Annotated in this window: 18 protein-coding genes; 16 read left to right on the top strand and 2 right to left on the bottom strand. The window is 36.4% G+C overall.

Annotated features, from left to right (window positions below; genetic code table 11):
• The first annotated feature begins 2 nt into the window (after window positions 1–2).
• From SH601_RS04915 to SH601_RS17685, 7 genes are all read left to right on the top strand, one after another.
• Window positions 3–1,541: an extracellular solute-binding protein gene (locus SH601_RS04915; RefSeq protein WP_319957137.1), complete on the top strand. Its 1,539-nt coding sequence runs from the start codon at window positions 3–5 to the stop codon at window positions 1,539–1,541.
• Between the two features lie 66 nt (window positions 1,542–1,607).
• Complete coding sequence (locus SH601_RS04910; RefSeq protein WP_319957136.1) at window positions 1,608–2,372, top strand: PHP domain-containing protein; 765 nt, start codon at window positions 1,608–1,610, stop codon at window positions 2,370–2,372.
• The gene (locus tag SH601_RS04905; RefSeq protein ID WP_319957135.1) at window positions 2,369–3,736 is read left to right on the top strand and encodes a sulfatase family protein; all 1,368 of its coding nucleotides are present in this window, start codon (window positions 2,369–2,371) and stop codon (window positions 3,734–3,736) included. The genes SH601_RS04910 and SH601_RS04905 overlap by 4 nt, the downstream gene beginning before the upstream one ends.
• 175 nt (window positions 3,737–3,911) lie before the next feature.
• Window positions 3,912–4,238 (top strand): hypothetical protein, encoded by a 327-nt coding sequence (locus SH601_RS04900; protein ID WP_319957134.1) that lies wholly within the window; start codon window positions 3,912–3,914, stop codon window positions 4,236–4,238.
• Window positions 4,239–4,474: 236 nt separating this feature from the next.
• Complete coding sequence (locus tag SH601_RS04895) at window positions 4,475–4,879, top strand: hypothetical protein (protein WP_319957133.1); 405 nt, start codon at window positions 4,475–4,477, stop codon at window positions 4,877–4,879.
• An 81-nt stretch (window positions 4,880–4,960) separates the two neighbouring features.
• Window positions 4,961–5,338 (top strand): hypothetical protein, encoded by a 378-nt coding sequence (locus tag SH601_RS04890; RefSeq protein ID WP_319957132.1) that lies wholly within the window; start codon window positions 4,961–4,963, stop codon window positions 5,336–5,338.
• A gap of 14 nt (window positions 5,339–5,352) precedes the next feature.
• Window positions 5,353–5,673 carry a magnetosome magnetite crystal formation protein family gene (locus tag SH601_RS17685; RefSeq protein WP_483401882.1) on the top strand — a complete coding sequence of 107 codons (321 nt, stop codon included), beginning with the start codon at window positions 5,353–5,355 and terminating at the stop codon, window positions 5,671–5,673.
• A gap of 270 nt (window positions 5,674–5,943) precedes the next feature.
• Here SH601_RS17685 and SH601_RS04885 read toward each other — a convergent pair whose 3' ends face one another.
• Complete coding sequence (locus SH601_RS04885; protein ID WP_319957131.1) at window positions 5,944–7,194, bottom strand: hypothetical protein; 1,251 nt, start codon at window positions 7,192–7,194, stop codon at window positions 5,944–5,946.
• Between the two features lie 258 nt (window positions 7,195–7,452).
• Window positions 7,453–7,776 (bottom strand): hypothetical protein, encoded by a 324-nt coding sequence (locus tag SH601_RS04880; RefSeq protein WP_319957130.1) that lies wholly within the window; start codon window positions 7,774–7,776, stop codon window positions 7,453–7,455.
• Window positions 7,777–7,915: 139 nt separating this feature from the next.
• Here SH601_RS04880 and SH601_RS04875 point away from each other — a divergent pair, with 139 nt between their 5' ends.
• The 9 genes from SH601_RS04875 to SH601_RS04835 all read left to right on the top strand — a co-directional run bounded on the left by SH601_RS04875 (window position 7,916) and on the right by SH601_RS04835 (window position 20,837).
• On the top strand, window positions 7,916–8,905 hold the full coding sequence (locus tag SH601_RS04875; RefSeq protein ID WP_319957129.1) for a trypsin-like serine peptidase: 990 nt from the start codon (window positions 7,916–7,918) through the stop codon (window positions 8,903–8,905).
• A gap of 161 nt (window positions 8,906–9,066) precedes the next feature.
• A complete protein-coding gene (locus tag SH601_RS04870) occupies window positions 9,067–11,373 on the top strand; it encodes a polyprenyl synthetase family protein (RefSeq protein ID WP_319957128.1) in 2,307 nt (768 codons plus the stop codon).
• Window positions 11,374–11,621: 248 nt separating this feature from the next.
• Window positions 11,622–12,710, top strand: a complete 1,089-nt coding sequence (locus SH601_RS04865) for an NAD(P)-dependent alcohol dehydrogenase (RefSeq protein ID WP_319957127.1) — start codon at window positions 11,622–11,624, stop codon at window positions 12,708–12,710.
• 536 nt (window positions 12,711–13,246) lie between these two features.
• Complete coding sequence (locus SH601_RS04860; RefSeq protein WP_319957126.1) at window positions 13,247–15,430, top strand: Z1 domain-containing protein; 2,184 nt, start codon at window positions 13,247–13,249, stop codon at window positions 15,428–15,430.
• A 215-nt stretch (window positions 15,431–15,645) separates the two neighbouring features.
• Window positions 15,646–16,695 (top strand): LacI family DNA-binding transcriptional regulator, encoded by a 1,050-nt coding sequence (locus SH601_RS04855; RefSeq protein WP_319957125.1) that lies wholly within the window; start codon window positions 15,646–15,648, stop codon window positions 16,693–16,695.
• A 366-nt stretch (window positions 16,696–17,061) separates the two neighbouring features.
• The gene (locus tag SH601_RS04850) at window positions 17,062–18,348 is read left to right on the top strand and encodes an ABC transporter substrate-binding protein (protein WP_319957124.1); all 1,287 of its coding nucleotides are present in this window, start codon (window positions 17,062–17,064) and stop codon (window positions 18,346–18,348) included.
• 82 nt (window positions 18,349–18,430) lie between these two features.
• Window positions 18,431–19,312 (top strand): carbohydrate ABC transporter permease, encoded by an 882-nt coding sequence (locus tag SH601_RS04845; RefSeq protein WP_319957123.1) that lies wholly within the window; start codon window positions 18,431–18,433, stop codon window positions 19,310–19,312.
• Window positions 19,305–20,189 carry a carbohydrate ABC transporter permease gene (locus SH601_RS04840; protein ID WP_319957122.1) on the top strand — a complete coding sequence of 295 codons (885 nt, stop codon included), beginning with the start codon at window positions 19,305–19,307 and terminating at the stop codon, window positions 20,187–20,189. The genes SH601_RS04845 and SH601_RS04840 overlap by 8 nt, the downstream gene beginning before the upstream one ends.
• 15 nt (window positions 20,190–20,204) lie before the next feature.
• On the top strand, window positions 20,205–20,837 hold the full coding sequence (locus SH601_RS04835) for a YesL family protein (RefSeq protein ID WP_319957121.1): 633 nt from the start codon (window positions 20,205–20,207) through the stop codon (window positions 20,835–20,837).
• Window positions 20,838–20,886: the final 49 nt, after the last annotated feature.

Raw genomic sequence — 20,886 nt, 5'->3', positions numbered from 1 at the left:
AAATGAAACGTCAACTTATTTTTCTTATTTTTGTTCTATTTCTTGCTGTAGGTTGCTCACAAAACGGAGACACATCGGAAAATGATAAGGATGGTAATACGGCAAATGCTAATGAAAGTGGTAACAGTGATTTGGCTCCATATGATTTTAGTGAACATTTAACGATTTCTTTCTTAACAACAGGTTCTCCTATTCAAGATGAAGATAATGCTATCTTTGATTACATTGAGGAAAAGTTCAATATTACGATGGAATGGGAGTACTATGATCGTGATAATTTCGGAGAATACTTTAATACATTAGTAGCAAGTGGAAATGTGCCTGATGTTTGGAGATTTGGCTATAATGATCCGCGTGAATATATCGATTGGGCAGAACGTGATGTGTTGTATGATGTAAAACCTCTATTAGCTGATTACCCAGAATTAGAAGCCGGAATCCCTACAGAAGCTTGGGAAATGTTAAACCCAGATGGGCATTATTACGGAGTGCCTGAATATCGTCTTCAAACCAGAAATATGTTAGCTATACGGCAAGACTGGTTAGATCATTTAGGTTTAGATGTACCAGATACAATTGAAGATTTTTACGAAGTTGCCTATGCATTTGCTCATGATGATCCGAACCAAACAGGGCAAGACGATACAACTGGTTTTTCTGCTGTTGGGTTGTTTGATGATGTAAGTGGGACGGCTTGGAGAGGTGGAGCATTTGGTTTAGCAAGAGACTGGAAGGAAATAGACGGAGAACTTGTCCCATACCAAGCACAACGAGAAGAATTAGAGGATTATATAGCATTTATGAGAAAAGCATATGAAGAAGATGTTTTAGATAAGGATTTTATGTTGCACTCGGATTGGAGAGACGCAAACAACTTATTAAGTAGCAGCGTAGTTGGAATTGAATATGTTAACCCAAATAGTGTGCATAGAAAGGAAGCAGCCGATATTAAAGAGCATGACCCAGATGCATCCTTCGCATATTTTGCTCCTCCAGCTGGTCCAGATGGTGAAAGAACGACTCCTACTAGACCGAGTTATTATAAGAAAGTGATTAACGCAAATATAAGTGAAGAAAAAGTAAGACGTATTCTAGCTTTATTTGAGTGGAATATAACAGAAGGCTATGATATTACACGCCATGGATTAGAAGATATACATTGGGAAGAAGCAGAAGATGGAACTATCGAGGTTTTAGATAAATGGGAAGAAGATGACCCTGGTGCAATTGGTACGAATATTCTTAGAGCGTGGAACCCTCTTCACCGTGCATATTGGTGGTTAGGTGAAGACTTTGCCGATGACCTTGCAAGTTATTATGAGATGAACGAAACATACTTTTGGGAAAGTGATGATCCGGGGCTAATATCCGATACTAACCTGCAAACTGGTGCACAGCTTAACGCGGAATTTGAACAAATTCTGACAGAGGTCGTTGTTGGAAAACGTGAACTTAGCGATGTTCAAGTAGCTGTTGATCAATGGTTAGCAAATGGTGGCGAACAAATTATTAAGGAAATGAATGAACAATATAAGCAATAAACAAGAAAAATTTGATAAGGGGCGAGGAAGACCTCGTCCTTAATTATTAGTGAGAGGATGAGTGAGATGAACATTGATTTTCATACCCATGGCAAGTTGAGCAAAAAAATCCCTTTTTCGGTAAGTGAATTTATAGAATCAGTGAAGGAAGCGAAGGAATCAGGCTTGGATGCTATTGCATTAACAGAGCACTTTAACGCAGTAGGTTTCCTAGACGTATACAAAAGTATGGATGAACACTTCCCATATCAAGAGGATTTTTACAATGTCAATGGTGTTCAAGTTTTCCCTGGTATGGAGGTAGATGCAAAGGAAGGCGGTCATTTTCTGTTTATTGGTACGAGGGAGAATATACGTGACTTTTGGTACCAGTTAGAGCCTTATCAATCAAAAGAAAACTTTCTACCCATAAAAGAAATATTGTCGCTAGCAGAACCTTATTCGTTTCTCCAAATAGGTGCACATCCTTTTCGCTTGTCCAATTCATTGACCCAGCATGATTCTAGTGTTTTCAATCAATTAGATGCGCTTGATCTCAATGCTAAGGACCTTTACAAAATGGGAATAAAGATGAAGGATAAGCTTATGATGTATAGTTATGAGAAGGATCTTCCTATATTAGCAGGAAGTGATACCCATCACTACTTGCAATATGGAAGTGTGGTTAATCGTTTTCATAAAGAGTGTAAGACAGTAGATGAGCTTAAGCAAGTGTTGAGAACGGATAACTATGATCTTTATATTTCCCCTCATTTAGAGATTAAAGTGAAGGCGGCTACTGCGATAAAAAAAGTATTGAAGTCGCAATGTGCAGAAAGTAGCTTGTCATGAATCCACCGAATATACTCATGATCACATTAGATCAATGGCGATATGACTGGCTTGGATATGCTGGCAAAATATCAATCGAAACACCCAGGATTGATTCATTGATAAAAGGTGGTACGTATTTTTCGCAAACGGTTTGTAATGGATCTACTTGTGTTCCTAGTAGAGCAGCAATTTATAGTGGTATATATCCACATCGTCTTGGAGTATTAACTAATGAGCATACCTATCCATTGAAACAGCAAACCTTCTTTCAAGCATTACGCCAAAATGGTTATTATGTAGGTGGCTTTGGCAAATTAGAGTTTCAAAAGTCAAAGGCAGACTATGGGGAACATGGTGACTCACCAGTTAATTATCATTTAGGGTTCACCCATCCTTTTGAAGTAGAAGGTAAAATGACATCTGCCAAAAGTAAAGGGGAAAAACTGATTGGTCCTTATCAACGATATTTAAGCAGAAAAGGAAAATTATCCAGTCATATCAAAGAATATAAAGAGAGGGAAGAGAAACCGATATTTTATACGAAGTGTTCACCACATAATCCAGAGGATACGTTAGATCAGTTTATTTTCGATCAAGCGGAGGGATTTATTAAAAGCCGTTCGGAGGACCGACCATGGTTTTGTGGTGTTAACTTTGTTAGTCCACATGATCCTTGGAATGCTACAGAGGAGTGGTTCCATCGCTATAAGGAAAGCGATTTTCCGCATTCTATTTCGTCTAATTTAAATGATGAAATGAAGCCACTTTGGGTGAGAAAACGGCAAGAAACTTTTCGTGATGGATTAACCTCAGAGAAAATGAATGATGTAAAACGTCATTATGCAGGAATGATTAGCTATATGGATTATTTAATAGGGAGATTAGTGGATACACTTGTTGAATGTCAGTTTGATCAAAATACGATCATTATTATTACTTCTGATCATGGTGAAATGCTCGGAGACCACGGGCTATTTCGCAAGCAAGTGATGTATGAAGGATCTGTACGAGTGCCACTAGTGATTGTTGATCCTCGAAAAGACCAAGTAGAAAAAGTGGACAAACTAACAGAGCTTGTCGATTTATTTCCAACTATTTTAGCATTTGCAGATATACATTCGTCACAAAAGATTGATGGAAAGAGTTTATTGCCGTTATTGACCAATGAAAACGCGCAACATAAAGAAGAACAGCTTTCGCTGTGGGAAAATACAGAGATGTTACGAACGAATCAATATAAATATATACGGAACTTTAATGACCAGGATGAATTATATGATCTGATCCAAGATCCCTTTGAGCTCCATAATATAATAGAAGAGGAAAATGCAGTTTCTCAGAATATGCATAAAAGATTGTTAGAGTTAAAAGGGAATAATTAAGCAAGTAGCAGGAAGCTCAACAGCGTTAAAATCTAGGATAATAGAAAAGTCATTGAAATAGTGCAGTGAAACTATTTCAATGACTTTTTGTTTTGTTGGGTGAGTCCTTCTGCTGGCATAGTAGATGCGGTTCTAATGGCAGCACTTATGATAGTGGTTACCAGTATTGTGATTCTTGACCAACCCTTTCATGTATGAAGGAACATTTGCACATGAATTTCAGCATTTACTTCATCGAGATACAGATCCTGATGAAGAAACATTCATTAATGAAGGTTTATCAGATTTTGCGCAATATCTAGTAGGATATGGTCATCCTACATCACATGTGGATTTCTTTATGAATAACCTTAAAAATCCCTTAACAGAGTGGGGAGATCAGTCTCAAGAACAAATTCTAGGAGACTATGGAATTGCTTATCTATTCCAACTCTATTTATATGAACCTGCGAAAACAATTATCTTGCTTTGTTTCTTTTATCTTGAACAACAATTATTATGAATAAACTAATTTAGAGCAAATTACGTTAAGTCTTGGACGGTAAATCAGGTATACAATTTGAAACAAATAGTTTAAATATTTATGCAGTTTTATCAATAACTTTAAAATAATTAGGATACATAAGAATCAATTTTACCAATCATACCATTTAATTGTAAACAGATTTACATTTTTACAAACTATTGTTGTAACGATTAACTTCAAGCAATCGTATACTAAAATGAGAGGTGGACTGTATGACTAAAGGTTTTTTCTTGGTGTTAATTACTTTGGTATTGGTAATTATTACTTTATTCATAATTGCTTACGCTCCTTCGGGCTCTGGTTCTCCTGATTTCGATCAACCTGCTACATCTTGGTCATCTATCGGAAAACTAATATCGCTTTTCGTACCACCATTAATTTTTTCTTTTTTTAATAATAATTCAGTTAAAATCATCTTTGCGATTTATCAATGTTTCCTTGGTCTTGTTTTTTTAGGAATTATTCTCCTTGGTTTTATTTTCTCTAATGGTTTTAATGTTTCTATCTCTGATGGCGGTTTTTGGATAATGTGTATAGGTATTATAGGTACTGTTATTAGCATTATTAGCGTCTTTGATATAGCTAGAGGGATCAAGGAAAATTCAGTTGTTAATTAAGATCAAATTCTATTAAACTTTTTGTTGATTTGACTTTTAACTAATGGTGCTGGTATCGATTTATTGAAAGGAGATTATTTGATGTTAAAAAGTTTTTACATAGATTTATTAACTTTTGTAGTTGCTATTATCGGGACTTTATTGGCTGCTTTTAATAAAACAGGTAAAACAATCTCTTTCGAGGAACCGATTACATTTTTAGTGGGTTTTGTAGTAGTTGTTATGCTATTTCTACCCTCCTTAATCTTATCTCTTTTTAATAAACCTAGAGCCAGGTTTGCGTTTGCGATATATCAAGGGTTTATTGCACTATTGTTTTTGGGACTTATACCCTCTGGTTTTTTAGGTTTTAGAGGTGGAACTGGAGCGAGCATTATCGGTATTATAGGTACTGTTATCTGCATTTGGAGTATTGTTGTAGTAACCAACTTAACAAAAAGGAATAAAACTTTTTATTAACGGGTGAATAAATAATGAATACAAGAAGTCAATGTTTAGCATCACTTAATTACTTCAGTGTGTTTTTTGCACCACTCTTATTTCCCGCTATTATTTTTTTTTCGGTAAATAATGATATAGTGCGACTACATGCTAAACGTGCAATTTTATCCCATATTATTATGGTGATTGCTATTGTGATATGCACTGTAATTAGTACAACTGCGATTTTTATCATTTCTCCATCGCTAAGTAAAGTGACTGGAATTTTTATAATTAGTTTGTCATTATTGGTACTAATATATATCATATTTATAATTTGGAATATAAGAGAGGGGATTCGTGTATTAAACTGAGGTTTTTTTTAATAATATTTAATTTAAAGTAAACAGAATTCTAATGAAACTCACTGAATGATAGTTTATTAAAATAATTCAAAATGTCATCATTGGTGCCAATCACTAGATTAAGTAGGCTAACAATGATAGGAAGTGCCTTTAATTAATGGGGGATTCTTTCAAATATTCGTATGTTGTTAGAATCTGATATGGCTCCACGTCGATTCTACTATTTGCTAAAAAAACATAAACCAGAACAAAAGGAATACCTTCTGTTCTGGTTTATTGTTACGCACCTTTCTCATCAAATGGTGACGGTTCAAAGTCGATTTCTACATCATTCTCCTCTAAGAAGTTTATATAGTCATCGGTTGCCATCGTTTTTAATTTTGTATATTTGTCTTCGCCTAATGGATAAAAGCTATCTAATAAAAGGACAGTTTCTCCATCTCCTGAAATAGCTGCAACAGTTGTTCCGCGGAAATGCTCTTTATCTTCCTCCGATATATATTGGTTGGCATAAGTGGAATCAGTGAAGTTGATATCCGCTTCTTCAGGTGCTAACCATTTATCCGTATGAACATTATATATAACTTGTCCATATTTTCTTACATCATCAATCACCCATCCATTAGGTCGTACAAAATTCAAGGAAAATCCTTGTCCTAATCCGATTTCTTCCTCTGTTTCTCGATTGTAAATATAATGCTCATTATAATTATAATGTTTTCCAGATGTTATTCCTCGATAGCGATAGAAAATGTACTTACCATCTGGTGAAATGTTCCCTTCCACCGTAGTTGCCTCATCGTCATCTGCGACCTCTCGGAATAGTACAGGGCCTTCCTCGCTCGTCGTATCATATACATATGCGTTCCAGTAATCATCATTTGCTCCATCAATAAAGAAAACTTCAGCATCTTGATCATAACTAATATCTAAAATGGATGGTATGTCATCGATTTCGATGAAAGGTTCTGTTCCATTTTCCGTTAACTCATAAATGGTTCCATCATGACCGTATTCTATCGTAAATAATACTCTTCCATCATTTAATGGATATAAAATGCGATCATTATCCGTTGCATGTGTGATTGTATTGTTTGCTACATCATATACAACGGCAACCCTTGTACCATCTGGATCTTTACATTTACCAGTCGCATTTGTTGTATCAGATTCATATAAACGGAATCTACATTCAGTAAAATCACCTACAGAAGAAGCATCGATTAACTCTTCATCATAATAGAAGTATGGTGTTTTTATCTTGTCATCCCCTGACGTATCTTCTAAATTAAAAAATACGATACTGCCGTCATAGTTAATGGACATAAGTTCTCGCGAAATATCACGATCTTGCTCAAGTTCGTGAATCTCTGTAAAATCAGGTTTGTTTTCGATTGATTGTGAACTAGTTTCACGGTTATTTTCCTCTATATTTTCTTGAGTGTCTTCTGTAGCATCATTAGAACTACAACCAATCATAAGTAATCCAGTAAATACTAGAATGCTTACTAGTGCGTAATATTTTTTCATTTATATACCTCCTGCTAAAGATAATGGTAGAAATAATGTACATGTAAGTGGACGATGTATAACCCTTGTATAAGCGATAAGGGAATATTTGGAAAATAGAGGCCGGCATTCTTTTCCTGTTCACATTATATTTCTACGTATAAAATTATTGAAAGGTTTCATAAATCGACAAATTGTTCTGTTTACTGGTGGAGATAGAATGATAAATGCTGCAGAGGAAAAGTAAATAAAAGAATATGTTAATGACATAGAAGGGCATTAATCCTCTATGATAATTTCTATTAAATTAGTATTCTCTTTAGGAATTAGTGTCTCTTCTTTCACAACTGGTCCAATTACTCGCTCTTTTATTTTTCTTTGTAAGAATTCTTCCATAGTGCTTGCTTTTGATTCAGACACTCTCATATGATAAAGGAGAGAAGCGTGTAATGTTACGTTTGCTTCTTGTCTATCATTTGTCATCACCATGATATGTTGTGGTGGAAACGCTATTCCATTACTTTCCCTTCCTTCAGTAGTTAATTCAACGAGATAATGCTTCTTCATGTGTTTGCCTGTAACCCTTAACGTGAATTCTTTCATTTTTATCTAACTCCTTTGAGAATAATTAACTATTAATCTATAAGATATTTTGTGTGAATTTTTTGACAATTATACTCTATTAGTATAAACTATTAACTGTAAATTACAAATTTGGAAAAAGAGAGGAGAAAAGTAAGGTATGAATCAAAAGAAAAGTCTGTTGATGTTGCTGTTGTCTCTTGTTTTTGCGTGTATGCTTCCTGTTGCAGTTGGTGCTACAACTCCTACTGATGAAGCATATGATAGCGTAGGTCAAACGGAATTAGACGAAGAACAAGTTCCTCAGTTCGAAGAGAAATATGAGGAAGATAAAGACAAGCTTCCAGAAGTTATTGATTATGACTCCTCTACCTTAGAAGAATTAACGGAAGAGCACAGTGAATTCACCTCTGTGAGCTCCCAAGGGGACCTATTAGACGGTCCTGCTACTGTTATCGAGAAAAATTTTGATGACACTCTTAATTCTATTGGTGAAACAATGGCCACAGATAATAGAGTGCGAATTAACAACACTACTTCCAGTCCTTATAATGCAATGGCACATATCGTGTATGCATCTAGTGATGGTAACTGGTTTACCTGCTCTGGGACATTCTTAGACAGCAATACGGTTCTGACTGCTGCACACTGTGTCTATGATAACTATGCGAATGAATACTATCAATTATGGTATGTATACCCTGGTGCCGATGGTGCTAATCAACCATATGGTGGATACTCCTCAACGGATGCTTATACAACATTAGGTTGGATGAACTCACAAGCTCCACAACCAGGAAGTATCTATTTCTCTGATGTTCAGCATGATTATGCGGTTATAAAAGTAAATTCTAATCACTCACATACATTACCTGTCAGCTCTAGTTCGTATCGAGGAGATTCTATTTTAGCTCACGGATATCCGGCTGAACTAGCAGACGCGAATGGTTATTATTTATTTAGAAGTGAGGGAGCAATTAGTGATGTTACTTCTGATACGTTAGTTCATACTTCTTATATCACTGGTGGTATGAGTGGTGGTCCAATCTTGAACAACAACAACATTATCTCGGTTAATAGTACATCAAGCTGGGGACCACAATTAACCCCATCACATGTTCAAGTAATTAATCAGTGGAGAGCGAATTAATCGTTTAATAGATTGTGAGATATTTATTTAGCAAAAAGACGACTCTTATGCATTCGAGTCGTCTTTTTTAGTGTCTAGGTTAATCTATCAAAAATATCATCCGACTTTTCCTTGATAAAATGCTATACTAAAAAAAACTACTAATATAGGGATGGACAGATATGCTAGATCAACAATATCAACAAGCAGAACAAAAAGCGCGTAGCTATTTTCAAGCTTTAGTCGATCAGTTGGCAGGTCAACAGTTTCCAAAAAAATTAACTGAATATTTGCAAACTTACCAAAAAAATAAGAAAGTGTCTTTTTGGCATTATGACCATATCGCGATAACAAAAGACCAACAGTTCCTTCAACAGCTAGCGAAAAAAGGACTGCTCAATGATTATTTACATCGAAGTATTTCATATATCTATTTACGTGACCTAGGGAGAGAATTTTCGACTCCAGAGACTCAAGTAAGAATTGCTCATGTAGCAGAAGGTATCAAAACAGCGTTACAACATGATACAAATCAAGAATGGTTCAATCTGGCGAAACTTTACCGACTAGCACAAAAGGAATCATTAGAAGCTACCTTTTTATGGTTGATAGATAAATTAAAACATGTGTCCTCGCTTATTCCAGAAGGATTGGATAAGGTACATGCACAGCGGAAATTAATCAAAATAATTGCTGGCGTACTGATACATGAAATCGAAGAATTGCAAGGGCAAATGTCGCTGCAACTTAGAAGAGAACGGTTGGATAAGGCGGTCCGAATTGGTTATTGTTACGGGTTAACCTATCCATTTATTGACGACTTATTGGATGCGACTATCTTGTCCACACAAGAGAAAGAGCAATTTGCCACACTAATCCGTCAGACTTTAAAGACAGGAAAGATTACACCTTTTACAGCATGGACAGGGAATAAGCGAAAAGTAGTAGAACCCATTTATCGTGAATTAACAGATGCTTTTCGTTATCTTGAAAAAAATCAATCATCTGAAAATCTTGAACGCTTTTATCAAAATGCTTATTTGTTTTTTCATGCGCAGGAAATAGATCGCGATAAACAGTTAGAGCATCCTTTTTATACGAATGAAGAATTGTATATTCCGGTCATTTTGAAATCTTCGTCATCACGAATGATTGTACGGACCTTTCAAACTTTTTCAACGAATGATCAGGCTGAGGAGTATATGTTTTATTATGGTATTTACAATCAGTTAGCAGATGATTTAGCAGATATTGATCAAGATATGGCAATGGGGAATGTGACACCATATACGTACTTTTTGCAGCACCGATCTCAACGACCAGATTTACTCAACCCTTTTGCTATGTATTGGTCCGTTATAAGTTATTTAATTCATCATGTATACCAAGATGATGCGAAGACACGACAAATCATTTTGGATCGTGCAGTGAATGGGCTGAAAAGATTACAGAAGAGATTAGGTAATCGTCGATTCACAGAATTACTGCATACTTTTTCTGTTGATCCTTCGTTTACTGCATGTTTGCAAAAGGTAGTAGCACGTACAAAGAATGTTGCTTTTTTTGATAAGTTACTCCGTGATCAAATAGTAGAAGCGATCAAGCGTCAGGATAAAGAAAAAGTAACCTTCCAAAAGACATTGGAAGGTGCACGCGAGTCCGTTAATCAGTTACTAATACTCCCGAAGGCAGGGGGAAATACGATAGAGGATGCAGCTAACTATAGTTTGCAAGGTGAGGCAAAACGGATAAGACCTATTATGACATGGGTAATGGCGACGGAAGTGTTGAATTTAGAGGGCAAGGATGTCATTCCGTTATTGAAAGCCATTGAATATATGCATACAGCTTCTTTAATTTTTGACGATCTGCCTTCACAGGACAATGCATCGATGCGACGAGGGAGAGCGACAGTACATGAGAAATATAGTAGTGCTGTAGCAGAATTAACGGCTTTATGGATGACACAAAGAGCGGTACAAGAACAGACCAAACTGAGAAGGTATGATGCAGACAAAATTTTAGACTTAATCGCTTATTCAACACAGATGACGCAAGAAATGTGCAAGGGGCAGATCATGGACCTTGAGGCAAAGGGAAAGCAATTAACGATCGATGATTTGACGGAATTATGTTTATACAAGACTGGAATTGGATTTGAAGCAGCATTGATGATGCCAGCGATTGTTGCTGGAGCACGTACCGAAGTGATAAGAGCGATCAAGCAATTTACGCACCATGCAGGTATTGCTTTTCAAATTAAAGATGATTTGTTAGACCTTGAAGGGGATTCAGTCCTATTAGGTAAACAAGCGGGTATCGACCAACAAAATAACAGTTCTACGTTCGTTACAGTATTAGGCGAGCTACAGGCGAAGAAAGAAATGTGGAAACATTATTGTAGTGCAGTAGAAGCACTAGAGAAGTTTCCAAATAACGTGGCGTTCTTTAAGCAATTGATGGATTATATTGTGCATCGGGAAAGATAGGAAATATGTTATCACGGTGCAAGCGTTCGGAAAATCCCCACTTCAAGTTTTGAGTCAAAGCGAGGAAGCCATATGTGAGGTGAACGGACGCTAATCCCCTGGTAAGTCTCACTTTAGGGACATCTGTTTAACGCAGATGTCTTTTTTGTTATCTGAAAAAGGAGTATATATGCATGAAACACCATATGTCAGGGAATAAAAATACTAGCCCGTTTAGTGCACTTAATCATAAAAGGAGTTGATGGAGAATGAAGATTCAAGCGGCTGTAACATATGGTCAGGAAGAGGAGTTCAAAATTGAAGAAGTGGAGTTATCTGAACCGAAGGCAAATGAAGTGCTAGTGAAGATTGTTGCGACTGGTGTTTGTCATACAGATGCTGTTGCTCGTGATGGTGGCATGACTCCTTATCCTGCTGTTTTAGGGCATGAAGGAGCAGGTATCGTAGAAAAAGTAGGTGATGGCGTAAAGATCATTGAACCAGGCGATCATGTTGTTTTATCCTTTGCTTATTGTGGACACTGTGATAACTGTCGAACAGGTCATCCGACCGTATGTACTGATTTTAATTTGCTGAATTTCGGTGGGCAAATGGAAGATGCAACACACCGCCTAGAACAAGCAGGTACCGAGCTTTCCAGCTTTTTCGGTCAGTCTTCCTTTGGTACTTATGCTGTTACCAATGAACGAAACCTAGTGAAGGTGGACAAAGATGTCGATCTTTCTTTATTAGGGCCATTAGGTTGTGGTATTCAGACAGGTAGTGGGACAGTATTGAATCATTTAAAGCCCGAGTTCGGTACATCGATTGTGGTTTATGGAGCGGGAGCAGTAGGGCTAAGTGCAATAATGGCAGCGAAAATAACGAGCTGTAAACATATTATCGCAGTTGACCTGCATGACAGCCGCTTAGAGCTGGCAAAAGAATTAGGTGCTACTCATGTTATTAACGGAAAAAATGGAGATGTAGTAGAACAAATTAAAGAAATCACAAATGGTGGATCCCATTATGGTGTGGAATCAACCGGAGTGCCAGCAGTTGTCCATCAAGGATTGCAGTCACTGCGACCGCTTGGCAAACTTGCGATTGTAGGCGCAACACCAGAAGTGAACATTGATGTTCATGAAGAAATTATGGCAGAAGGAAAAACAATGGTCGGTGTTGTAGAGGGGGATTCCATACCACAAGTGTTTATCCCTCAATTACTAGCGTACTATAAAGAAGGATTATTCCCATTTGATAAATTAGTAAAATTTTATGAGTTCCAAAATATTAATCAAGCATTTGAAGATTCAAAAAGTGGAATAGCGATTAAACCTATATTAAAAATCAATTAGATGAAAAGGAAAGGGGCTGCCTCAACCCATTAGGTTGAGTGCAGCCCCTTTTCAAGTTGCCAGTAAATCAAAAAAGTTGCCAGTAAATCAAAAAAGTTGCCAGTAAATCAAAAAAGTTGCCAGTAAATCAAAAAAGTTGAAAAAAGTTGCCAGTAAATCAAAAAAGTTGCCAGTAAATCAAAAAAGTTGCCAGTAAATCAAAAAAGTTGCCAGTAAATCAAAAAAGTTGCCAGTAAATCAAAAAAGTTGCCAGTAAATCAAAAAAGTTGCCAGTAAATCAAAAAAAGCTTCCACCAACCCCTTTTGTCCAGCCCAAACTGATTGATTAGCAAAATCACGAAAAATCCTTTATGATATAACGAGTATATAAAGTGAGACTTCAATCAGTAGGAGTTTTTACTCGCGCTGATTGTTAGAGAAACTTATCAGGGTGTTAGCGTCCGTTTATCCCCCACTTAACTTCTTTGTTTTACTTGAATCTTGAAGTGGGGGTATTACGGATGTTTGCACCGTGATAAATGGAAGGACGTTTTTTAGTGAAAGTAGCATCATCACGAATCGACACAAAAGGAACTTTTTATTCCTTTTTAATAGAGAAAAATAAATACGAACAAGCATATATTGATTGTATGGAAAATACAGTGAACAACTTAATTTATCAGCAGACTTCTGCTAATAAGCCAGGGATGCTGCTTGGAAAAATCCAATCAGGAAAAACGCGAACATTCCTCGGAGTGATGGGACTAGCGTATGATAATGACTATGATGTCGTCGTTATTTTAACAAAAGGGACAAAAGCACTTGTAAAGCAGACAATTGCTCGCCTCCACCAGGAATTTGATGGGATGGTAGCTCGCGATTATATGCGTGTGTACGATATTATGACAATGCCTGATAACTTAAGTAAATGGGAGTTAAAGAAGAAGCTTGCGATTGTCGTGAAAAAGGAAACGAAAAACCTCGATAGGCTTCAAGCTGCATTGTTTGAGACATATCCGTCATTAAAGGATAAAAATATTTTATTTATTGATGATGAAGCAGATTTTGCTAGTGTATCCTATGAAAATAACACAGAGAAAAACATTATAGAAATGAGAGTCATAGCTTCGAAAATTGACCATATCCGTGCGAGTGTAGCGAAGGGATCCTTTTTACAAGTTACGGCGACACCTTATTCGTTATACTTGCAGCCTGATGAAAGAGAGAAAAATGACTTTATTAAATATGAACCAGTTAGACCGGCGTTTACTGAATTAGTGCCCATACATGACAAATATGTAGGTGGGGATCTATATTTTGATGAGTCAGATGATCCTGCTTCACCAGCCTATTACCTTTATCAAGAGATTGATGATAATGATTTAGCGGTGATGAAAAAGATGGACTTGCGCCGTGTTCGTAAGCAAAATATTTTATCACAGAAGAATTTAACGAATATTAATCGAGCAGTCATTAATTTTATTGTTGGTAGTTGTATTCGCAGGTGGCAGCAAGATCGTTTACGTGAAGAGCAAGAAAAATATGCGATGATTGTCCATACAGAGCGTGGCAAGAAGGCGCATGAATGGCAAGAGCAATTGCTTTATCGTATTTTACGCGATTTATCTCAGCTAGCGGATTCAGAAGATAAATTATTTATCCAAGCAATAAAAGATTCTTATCGTCACTTAATGAGTTCTGTTCGATTAGTCAACACGCCTACACCCACATTTCGTGAGGTATTAATAGAAGTGAAAGAAGCACTAGCAGAGGAAATGGTTGTTGTATCCACTGTTAATTCCGATAAAGAAGTAGAGGAATTGCTTGATTTCACTGGTCAATTACAATTGCGCACACCAATGAATATTTTTATCGGTGGACAGATTTTGGATCGAGGTGTCACGATTAGTAATTTGACCGGCTTTTTCTATGGGAGAAATCCGAAATCATTTCAACAAGATACGGTCCTGCAACATTCACGAATGTATGGTGCAAGATCGGTAGAGGATATTGCTGTTACAAGGTTTTATACAACAAGAAAAATTTACAATGTGATGGAGACGATTCACGAGTTTGATACGGAATTAAGAGAAGCCTTCAAAAAAGGGCATGATCAAGGAGTAGTTTTTGTACAAAACGATCTGTCTAACCAAATCGTTCCATGTAGTCCTAATAAAATATTGTTATCCAACATTGTGACGTTGAAGCCAAACAAGCGAATGTTACCTGTTGGATTTCAAACAGGCTATAAAACCTATATTAGTAAAACGGTAGAAAAAATATCTGTCATGCTTCGTCAATTACAGGAACGTTCACCAAAAGTGACAGATGATGCCTTTTTAGCTCCAGTAAGTAAGGTGAAAGAAATTATCACGATGATCCATTCTACATTAGAAATGGAAGAGGGTTATGAGTGGGACTTGCAAGAGTATTTATCCATCTTGGATTATTCTTTGTTAGACGCAGATAAAAAGTATATCTGGTTATTGGTCAGGGAAGGACGAAATATTAAAAGAGTGAATCAAGATGGTAGATTTGAGAACGCACCTGATACGCCTAGTGGGAAAAAAGGTGAGTTGAAGGTTGCAAGAGACTTAGCAGTCAATTATCCATCCATTATGTTATTGAAGCAAAAAGGTTTAGAAGAAAATGGCTGGCGTGGAACACCATTTTGGTGGCCAGTAATGGTAACACCACGAAATATGGAATCTACTGTTTATGCGAAAGAGACGGTGAAATAATAATGCTATTTTTTGAAGGAAAATGATAATCAAGTAAACGATGATTAGTATACTCTGTGTAGTAGGTATAACCGACTATACGAAGTGTACTAATTACATTTAATTCATATATATATGTGGTAAGCTTTAGTGACTGAATGTTTTGACTGATATTTTAGAAAAATGTATGCTATATTTAATTTTCTTTATTATTTGTAGAGAGATAAGGTGAACACATGAAAAAAAGCATAACTATATACGATATCGCTAATGAGTCTAATGTCTCACCATCTACCGTTTCGAGGGTGTTAACTGGTAATGAGCGAGTCAAGCCAGAAACAAAGAGAAAAGTGTTAGAAGTGATAGAGAAATATAATTTTAGGCCCAATAGTTTAGCGAGAAGTTTGTTGTATAAGCAATCAAAAATGATAGGTATTATACTTCCGGATATTAATCATCCCTTCTTTTCTATGTTAGTTCAGAAAATGGAAGCAAAGGCGTTAGAATTGGGTTATACGACCTTTTTATGTAATAGCATGAATGACCCTGAAAATGAATCCACTTACCTACAGACTCTATTAGACAAACAGGTTGATGGTATCCTATTTTTAGGTGGGCGGATTAACGAAGTAGACTCAAATGAAATATATGTGGCAGAAATGAATAATACGATGGAACAAGTGCCGGTAGTTTTTGTTAATGGTAGGATGGACAATGTGAATGCGCATATAGTCAAAACGGATGAAAGTGCTGGTATGTATGAAATCATTGACTTACTGTGGAATTTTAAGCATCGAAAAATAGCCTTTCTTGGTGGACTGAAAGGTGTTAGTTCAAGAAAAATAAAGCTAGAAGCATTTCATGATGCAATGACTCGACATAGTTTAGAGATTAATGATGATTGGATATTGGATGGTGACTTTGATATAGAGTCTGGTGAAGAGCTCGCAAAGCAGTTATTATATATGAAGGATTGCCCAACAGCTATTGTGTGTGTGAATGACTTTGTAGCAATAGGTGTAATACGAACCCTCCAACAATTTGATATTCGTATTCCTGATGATATCTCTGTTATAGGTTTTGATGATATATATTTGGCTAAATACTTCCCTCCAGGAATAACCTCTGTTACGCAAAATTATAATCAGCTAGGGGCAAAAGCTGTTGAAACTTTAGTTGAATTGATCAATGGGAAAAGACCTGAGAAAGAGTGGACTATTCCGACAAAGTTAGTAGTACGTGGTTCGAGCAAAATGGTACAGAATGATAAAAGTGTTGACAATTAAAAACCTGTCATTTACCATAATCGTGAAAGGGGTTTCATTTATAAAAATAAGTTCTACAATGTTCTCTGTGAAACCCATTTCACTGTTGTGGTGTTAATTGAATAGATAAATGTGTACCTGCATATAATATTAAAGCGTCATTTTATGAAAGCCTTTTCATTAGTGGGTGGATGATTTGATTCTAATGTATTGAAGGGAGGAATGTTGGCTTTTATTCTGACGTTTTAGAAAAGTATACATCTCAACGCAAGTGATGGAATTTTCTTCATGATATTGTTGGTGTTTGCAATCCTTGCTAGATGATTAAAGGTGATGTGGAGAATGATGACTTGGTGGACTTATTTTAATTTCAAAGGGGTGCTTTTGATGAAATGCTTTCGTTTGATATTAGTTGTAGTATTTTTACTATTGATAATGGTTGCTTGTAGTGGTAATGAAGAAAATACAGATGGAAATTCTCAGAATGCAGATGGGTCTACAAAAGTAACTTTTAGTTATTGGGGTGGCGATTTTGATAAAGCAAGAATGGAGGCTATAAAAGAGGAGTTTGATAAAGTTCAACCAGATATAGAGGTAGAATTAGTGAATTTACCGGATGGTGAAGAATACTCACAGAAACAGACGGTAATGATGGCAGCAAACACTCCATATGATGTTATCCAGTTTGCAGAAGAGTCCTATCAATTTGCATCTAGAGGTGTGCTAGAGGATCTTACTCCATATATAGAAGAGGATGGAGTCGACCTAAGTCAGTTTTATGATGTTGCAATAGATGCATATACACATGATGATAAAGTGTATGGACTGCCGTTGCGCGTAGGTTCTGTCATCATGCTTTATAATAAAGATTTATTTGACGAACATAACTTAGACTATCCAAATGAGGATTGGACTTGGGATGACGTAATGAGTGCAGGTGAAGTTATAGCTGACTCTGATGAAGGTATTTTTGGAATGAACCCGATAGGTGGATGGTGGGCCAGTACAGCTCAAGTACTCCATTCATTTGGTGGTGGGGTATTAAATGAAGAAAAAAATGTCTTTAATTTAGATTCACCAGAGTCTATGGAAGCAATTGAGTTTATGAAAGAAGCGACTTGGGACAAAAATATTTCACCAAGTTCTACACAAATCCCTGAAGGTATTGACCTTTGGACAAGTGGTAAGATTGCTATGTTAATTGATGGACCATGGCATATTTTAAGCAGTCAAGCAAACATTACAGATTTTGATTGGAATATTACAACAGCTCCATCAGGATCGCAACATGCTACCCCAATTTTTTCTAATGCTTTTCACATGGCGAAGGATTCAAAGGTAAAAGATGAAGCTTGGGAAGTAATCAAGTTCTGGACTGGGGAAGAAGCTCAAGAAATATTAGCACAAGAGCATGGCGATACTCCTACAAATAAAGAGATTGCACAATCTGATTTATACCTGAATTTAGATGGTGAAGCTCCAGAAAACTTTGAAATGATGCTTACCTCTTTAGACGGTGCTTTTCCGCCACAAGTCACTTCTGAGTGGGGTGAAATTAATCGGGCTGTCGATGAGGGAATGAGTAAGATGATAGACTTAGATGAGCCTATTGACAAGGTGATGCCAGGTGTTAAGTCAGAAATAGAAAGCCTTCTTGATAAAATGAATGATTAATCCATAGCAATGCTTGGTTTAGACCACATTCTAAGCCAAGCATGTAATTTATCATGTTGATACATTTAAAGGGGGAAAAGCCGTGCGGAATGAACGTAAGCAATTTTTGTTATATGTTTCACCATGGATATTTGGTTTCTTGGCTTTTACAGCAGGTCCGATGATTGTATCACTTTACTTAAGTTTTACTGAATATGATATATTATCACCACATACTTGGGTCGGTGGCAGTAACTATGTAGAGCTAGTAACAAATGAGAGGTTTTGGAGCTCCTTGTGGAATACCATTTATTATACGATTATAGGTGTCCCGTTACACGTTTTTCTTGGTTTACTTATAGCTATTTTGCTATTACGTACTATACCTGGGATTATGTTATTTCGAACGGCGTTTTATTTGCCTGCTATTTTTGGAGGTGTAGCGATTCTATTGCTTTGGAATTACATGTTAGCTCCAGGAGTGAATGGGCAAAATGTAGGTTTAGTTAATGCTATGCTTTCATTGATTGGAATAGATGGTCCAGGGTGGTCTAGTGATGCAAGCTGGGCCAAACCAACCGTTATTTTGGTTAAATTATGGGGGGTAGGTGGAAGTTTATTAATCTTTTTGCCAGCTTTATCTAGTGTTCCAAAGGAATTACATGAAGCAGCTGATATTGATGGTGCCTCTCCTTTTCGTAAATTTTGGTCTATAACATTCCCAGCTATTAGTCCGGCTGTGTTATTTGTAGCAACGATGGAGATTATCGGAACACTGAAAATGTTTATCGAACCGATGATTATTACAGGTCTCGACCCTGCTTGGACTGATACATTAATGATTCACCTTTATCATAATGCATTTGAATACTTTAGGATGGGTTACGCTTCTGCGTTAGCTTGGATTATGTTCGTAATTATTTTGATTATTACGATTATCAACTTGTATCTGTCGAAAAGGTGGGTGTATTACGATTATGAGTAGTGGTGAAGTGATTGTATCTGTAAAAGAAATGAAAAAGATGAGACGAGGCGAATTGGCACTATTAATTCTCAAGTATGTCTTTTTGGTTGGTGGAACAATTATATTTATGCTTCCGCTAGTTTGGACATTATCTGGTTCGTTAAAGCCTAATGGTGAGATCTTTACGGTTCCTATTCAATGGATCCCAGAAACATTTAGATGGGAGAACTATTCGAATATGTTTTCTAGCTTTCCTATGGTCCGCTATGCTTTGAATAGTATGATTATCGTTTTTTTTAATATTATTTTTGTTTTAGCATCCTCTTTTGTTGTAGCTTATGGATTTGCAAGGTTTAAATCGCCTTTAAATGGTCCATTATTCTTAATCGTTTTGGCAACAATGATGATCCCAGAGCAAGTTACACTTGTTCCCCAATTTTTATTATTTTCAGAATTAGGATGGGTAAATACTTATTTGCCGTTGATCATTCCAAGTGCTTTTGGAGTTCCATTTAATATCTTTCTCATCCGACAATTTATTAAAACATTGCCGAAGGAATTAGATGAATCTGCTTATATGGATGGCGCGAATTCTTTTCAGATTTTAATAAAAATTATTGCTCCACTTTGTCTGCCGATCATGGTAACGATAGGTATTATGACATTTAATTTTCATTGGAATGACTTTTTAGGTCCACTTATTTATTTGAGTAGTCCAGATAATTTCCCGTTACAACTAGGTTTATACTCATTGCAAGGTGATAGAGAAGGCCTAACTGATTATGGTATTTTGTTTGCTGCATCATTAACAGCTTTGTTACCACCGCTGCTTTTATTCTTGTTCTTGCAAAAGCATATTTTAGCAGGTATAAAAATTGGCGGATCTCTGAAAGGATAATGGGAGTGATGGGATGTGAAAACGCCAAGTTTTGTAAACGGTTTATATAGGTTTTGCGTATGGATCATGAAGCTGGCTTACTTGAATATATTATGGCTCTTTTTTACACTTATCGGTCTAGTAGTTTTGGGATTGGGGCCAGCTACTATAGCAATGTTTTCTGTAACTAGGAAGTGGGTTCAAGGTGAGGATGACATCTCTGTTTCTAGTGTTTTCTGGGAAAACTATAAAAATAACTTTTGGAAATCCAATATGTTGTTTTACATCTACTTCCTGATTATTTATCTCCTTTCAGTTTACTATCTACTGGTCAGAGAGTTAGATGGAATAGTAGGTAGTCTGTTTATTGCTCTGGTTCTGATTGTTACCGGTCTTATTCTGTTTACGATATTAGTTTCTCTACCACTATTTAGTCATGCTAAGTTATCTGTATATCGTTATGTTAAATATTCAGCAATGATCGTTATTAGCAATCCATTTCATATGCTAGCTTTGGCTTTGGCTATCTTCCTAATAGGTGTCGTGTTTCTTTTATTACCAGGACTAGTACCGTTTTTCTTTGGTAGTGTACTGAGTCTCATGACAATGTATATTGTATCAAAAATATTACAAAAAATTGAGGAAATACAGTTAGGGACCTCTTTTTAGAAAATAAAGGGGCTCAAACTTAATTCTGTGTCATACCAATGTTTTATAG

Source organism: Gracilibacillus pellucidus (assembly GCF_033949965.1).
In the GTDB taxonomy this organism is placed as follows: Bacteria; Bacillota; Bacilli; order Bacillales; family Amphibacillaceae; genus Gracilibacillus; species Gracilibacillus pellucidus.
This window is presented reverse-complemented; position numbering and strand designations above follow the sequence as displayed.